This window comes from Pseudolysinimonas sp. (genome assembly GCF_031389465.1).
Taxonomy (GTDB): Bacteria; Actinomycetota; Actinomycetes; order Actinomycetales; family Microbacteriaceae; genus Pseudolysinimonas_A.
Genome location: NZ_JANMSQ010000295.1, coordinates 1 through 4853 on the forward strand (window position 1 = coordinate 1; position 4853 = coordinate 4853).

At 67.1% G+C, this 4853-nt stretch carries 5 protein-coding genes; all 5 read right to left on the reverse strand.

Annotated features, from left to right (window positions below; translation table 11 throughout):
• The coding region (locus tag RMO30_RS11560) for an alpha-galactosidase (protein WP_309713572.1) at nt 1-1247 on the reverse strand (1247 nt) is incomplete at its 3' end.
• A gap of 41 nt (nt 1248-1288) precedes the next feature.
• Nucleotides 1289-2614, reverse strand: coding sequence for an extracellular solute-binding protein (locus RMO30_RS11565; protein ID WP_309713575.1), 1326 nt, complete (start codon nt 2612-2614; stop codon nt 1289-1291).
• A 71-nt stretch (nt 2615-2685) separates the two neighbouring features.
• A complete protein-coding gene (locus RMO30_RS11570) occupies nt 2686-3573 on the reverse strand; it encodes a carbohydrate ABC transporter permease (RefSeq protein WP_397427931.1) in 888 nt (295 codons plus the stop codon).
• Nucleotides 3570-4463, reverse strand: coding sequence for a carbohydrate ABC transporter permease (locus RMO30_RS11575; RefSeq protein WP_397427932.1), 894 nt, complete (start codon nt 4461-4463; stop codon nt 3570-3572). Before RMO30_RS11575 ends, RMO30_RS11570 begins: the two co-directional genes overlap by 4 nt.
• Nucleotides 4456-4853 (reverse strand): beta-galactosidase trimerization domain-containing protein (locus RMO30_RS11580; protein ID WP_309713582.1); only part of this gene is annotated, 398 nt, incomplete at its 5' end. The genes RMO30_RS11575 and RMO30_RS11580, both read right to left, overlap by 8 nt.

Sequence of the window (4853 nt, forward strand, 5' to 3'; positions counted from 1 at the left end):
TGAGCCCGCGCCGCGTCGATCGTGAGATCGAGCGTGTGCTGAAACCGCCAGGTGGGCGGCAACGTCGACTCGGGCGCGGAATCCGCGAGCATCCATTCGGGATGCTCGCGCGCGAGCCGCGAGTCGGCGCTGACCATCTCGGGCTCGACCCAGAGCCCGAAGTCCATGCCCCGGGCGACGACCGCGTCGGCAAGCGGGTGCAGGCCGGAGGGCCAGCGCTCGGGATCGACCGTCCAATCGCCGAGAGCCCGACGGTCGTTGACGCGACCGGTGAACCACCCGTCGTCGAGCACGAAGCGCTCCACCCCGAGGTCGGCGGCCACTTCGACGAGCGGCAGCAGCTTCTCCAAGGCGTGGTCGTAGTAGACCGCTTCCCAGGTGTTGAGCACCACGGGGCGGGTGGTCGGGGGAGTCATTGCTCGCACGAACGGGTGCAGGCGGTCAGAGAGGCCGTCGAGGCCGCGATCGCTGAACGCGAGCACGGTCTGCGGCGCGCGGTAGTGCTCCCCGCGAGCCAAGTTGACCTCGCCCGCGTCGAGAAGTTCGGCAGCAAGCAGGCGCCGGTGGCCGGAGGCGAGTGACTCGACACCGGTCGTGCTGTTGCCGCTCCAGGCATGGTGCAGCGCCCAGACCTCGCCCGAGCGGAATCCGAATCCCGGTGTGCCCAGCACCGTGAGGTAGGGGGCGTCGTGACCCGGGCGGCCTCGTCGCTGGTCGCGCAGGTGCAGACCGTCGCGCACCGAACCGCGCTGAGGGTGGCGTTCGTGTGCCCAGACTCCGCTGAAGTCGAGAAGGTCGTTCGCGCGGGCGGGCACGGGCACGCACGCCGCGAGCCGGTACAGTTCGACGCCCTCGGCGGCCTCGCCGGTGGATTCCATGTCGATCGTGACGACGCCGTCTGGTGACAGCGAGGCGCGCCACGAGACGGTGAGCAGGGCACCGTGGTCGTCATCGACCCCTAGCTCGATCTTGACCGAGAGCGGGTCGGGGCGGGTAAGCCCGGTGCGACGGATGCGCAGCGGCAACCGAGCGGGTCCGCCGCCGATGCGGTGCGCGACGACCGCCGGGAACCCACTCCAGCCCTCGGCGGGGCCTGCGAGGATCGACGGGGCGAGAGGAAGGTCGGGAGCGCTCGGAGCGATCGCGGGCGCTGTCGCGACCTGGTCGAGCATCTCGGGGTCGACATCGCCGAGGTCGACCCCCCAGTGAAGGAGGCGGGGTACGGCCGTGCCGCGGGCGTCGAGCACAAGGCTGACACCCGCGGCACGGAGGTGAAGAAGCGAAATACCTACTCCTTGACGGGAATCGAGGCAGCCTTCAGGGCGGCGATCGTCTTCTGCTGACCGGAAGCCAGCGCGTCAACGAGCGTACCGTTGCCCGAAACGGCAGCGGAGAACCCGTCGGCGACATCGTTGTAGACCTGCGTCATCGTCGGGCCCCAGGTGAAGTTGGGGTTGACGTTGTTGCCGGCCTCGGCGAACACCTCGTAGATGTTCTGACCGCCGTAGAACTCCACACCCTCCGAGAACGCCGGAAGGTTGGCACCCTCGATCGTGGCGGGGTAGATGCTCGCGCTGGCGTTCATCGCGGTCAGGGCGTCGGCATCCGTGTTGAGCCAGAGCGCAAACTGCGCCGCCTCATACGGGTGATCCGAACCCTTCAGCACTGCGGTGGTCGAGCCACCCCAGTTGCCTGCCGCGCTGGCGCCGGCTTCCCACTGCGGCATCGGGGCGACAGCCCAGTTGCCGGCGGTGTCGGGCGCGCCGCTCGCGATCGTGTTGGCACCCCAGACAGCCGAAACCCACGTCCACAGCTCGCTCGAGTTGTAGGCGGCGTTCCACTCGTCGGTCCACGGCGGGTAGACGGCGACGAGGTCGTCGTCGATCAGCCCCTGCCAGTACTCGGCGACCTTCGTGGACTCGTCGCTGGTCAGGTCGACCGTCCAGTTCTCGCCATCCTGGCCGAACCACTGACCGTCGGCCTGCCACACCAGGCCCGCGAAGGCGTTGATGTCGCTCTGCGAGAAGTTGTTGATGTAGCCGCCGAGCGTGCGAATCTGCGCGGCAGCCGCCTCATATTCCTCCCACGTGGTCGGAATCGGGATGCCCGCCTGCTCGAACAGGTCGGCACGGTAGAACATGGCCATCGGGCCGGTGTCTTGAGGAATCGCGTAGACCGCGTTCTCCTCACCGAACGTCACCTGGCTCCAGGTCCATCCGACGAACTGGTCCTCCGCGTCGAGGATGCCTTCGCAGGCCGCGATGTTCTCGAGCCCATCCTGCACGCGGAAGTTCGGCATTGCGTCGAACTCGATCTGGCCGAGGTCAGGAGCGTTGCCGGCCGCGATCTGGTTGAAGAAGTTCTGGTACGTTCCCCCGTTGCCGTTGGGGCCGGTCTGCACCTCGACCTGGATGTCCGGGTTCTCTTCGTTCCAGATTGCGACGGCGTCTTCGATGCCGGGCAGCCAGGTCGTGAAGGTGAGGTCCACGGGACCGTCGGACGGGGTGCATTCGCCGCTCGCCGGGGCATCGGTGCCGCCGGTCGCGCAAGCCGCTAGCGCCAGTGCGGAGATGGCCGCGATGGCTCCCGCACGCGCGATTCGGATGTTCGACATGCTGTGTTCCTTTCTATTGGTGGTGCTGAACCCCTCGCCCGTGGGGCGGTCGAGGGTAGATCGGCGAACGCTCACTTGAGCCCGCCGTTCGCCAGCCCGGACTGCCAGAACCGCTGCAGTCCGAGGAAGGTGACGATGAGGGGGATGATCGACAGCAGTGACCCGATGACAACGAGGGCACGGATGTCGGGGATCTGGCTGACCTGCGTGTTCCAGACGTAGAGGCCGAGGGTGACCGGGAACAGCGCTTCGTCGCGCAGCATGATGAGCGGCAGGAAGAAGTTGTTCCAGATCGCCACGAACTGGAACAGGAAGATCGTCACCAGCGCCGGAGCCATCAGCCGGGTCGCAACGGTGAAGAAGGTGCGCACCTCCCCGGCGCCGTCGATGCGCGCCGCCTCGATGATCTCGTCGGGAACGCTCGCGGCTGCGTAGATGCGCGAAAGGTAGACCCCGAACGGGCTGACGAGGCTCGGCAGCAGCACCGCCCAGATCGTGTTCGTGGCGCCCGCCTGGCTGAAGATCAGGAACAGCGGCAACGCGAGCGCCGTCGCCGGCACGAGCACGCCTCCCAGGACGACGTTGAACAGGGTCTCGCGCCCGCGGAAGGTGTACTTCGCGATCGCGTAGCCGGCCATCGCCGCGAACAGGGTGGCGAGCAGGGCGCCCAGGCCGGCATAGAGCGCACTATTGAGGAGCCAGCGCAGGAAGACCCCGTCGCGATAGTCGACGAGCGCGGCGATGTTCTGGAACAGGTTGAAGTCGGCGAACCAGAGCGGAGCCGTGGTGGTGAAGTCCGCACTCGTCTTGCTCGCGGCGACGAAGAGCCACCACAGCGGCGTCAAGAAGTACAGGGTGGCGACCAGCATGACCGCCATGGCGACGGTGCGCGACACGGCACTCTCGCGAGTCCCGCGGCCACGGCGACGACTGCGAACGGAGCTGGATGTCGTGGTCATAGCGTTGCCCTCCGCTGCGTGAGTTTCAGCACGGTGAACGACAGGGCGAAGGTCGCCAAGGCGAGCACCACCGACATGGCTGCGGCGAGGCTCATGTTCGGCACCGAAGCGGTCGAGTAGATCGTGAGGTTCGGGGTGAAGGTGCTGGTGACCGCCGACGAGAAGCTGGCGAAGACCTGCGGTTCGGCCAGCAGCTGGAAGGTTCCGATGATCGAGAAGATCCCGGTCAGGATGAGCGCGGGCGCAACCAGCGGGATCTTGATCGACCAGGCGATGCGCAGCTGGTTCGCGCCGTCGAGCCGCGCCGCTTCGTAGAGTTCCTGCGGAATCGACAGCAGCGCCGAGTAGATGATGAGCATGTTGTAGCCGACGTAGACCCAGGTGACGACGTTGGCGATCGACCACAGCACCGAATCGGCCGAGAGGAAGTCGACGGTGCCGGTGATCGCCGTGAACGGCGAGAGGTTCGGCGAGTACAGGAAGCCCCACATGATCGCGGCGATGACGGCCGGAACGGCGTACGGGGCGAAGAAGGCGAGTCGGAAGAACTTCGCTCCGCGCACCAGGGGCGAGTCGAGCAGCAGTGCGAGCGCGAGGGCCACCCCGAGCATGATCGGCACCTGAACGGCCCCAAACATCAGCACGCGAACGACGGATGTCCAGAATGGCTCGTGCTGGAAGACGGCGATGTACTGCGTCAGGCCGCCAAACACCTGAACGGCCGGCCCGAACGTGCCTTCGCGCTCGACGGTGAGCAACGACTGATAGACCGCGTACAGGATGGGGACGACGTAGAACAGGGCGAACAGCACCCCGAACGGGAGCAGGAAGACGGCGAGCGCCTTCCGGTGTTTCACGGCTCTCGACGGGGCGACGACAGTGTCACGCACCACGATTGCTCCTCTCGGTGATGATCACGCGAACGGCACCTGCCGCAACGGGCGTTGCATCGGTGACCGTCTCGCCGCTGACGAGATCGACTCCGCTGACAGGCACCGTGATCGGCTCGTCGCGATGGTTGATCACGAACGTTGCTTCGAGGGTCTCGGTCACCCGGGTGACGATGTCGACGTCGGGGCCGACCTCGAGCAGCGGAACGGCGGCCTCGGCGCACAGGCGCGTGAGCAGACGCCCCAGCCCATCGTCGTCGAACATGGTCGCGACGTACCAGGCCGAACCTTCGCCGACCGCGTGTCGGGTGAGAGCGGGGGAGCCGGCCGCGGGGCCGTCGGCGAACGTGTCGATGGTCTCGGCGGTGCGCGTCTGGACCAACTCGCTCC

What these genes read in the sequence shown, in the direction of transcription:
- RMO30_RS11570 (WP_397427931.1), bottom strand. Translation starts at nt 3,573, where the DNA reads ATGACCACGACATCCAGCTCCGTTCGCAGTCGTCGCCGTGGCCGCGGG.
- RMO30_RS11565 (WP_309713575.1), bottom strand. Translation starts at nt 2,614, where the DNA reads ATGTCGAACATCCGAATCGCGCGTGCGGGAGCCATCGCGGCCATCTCC.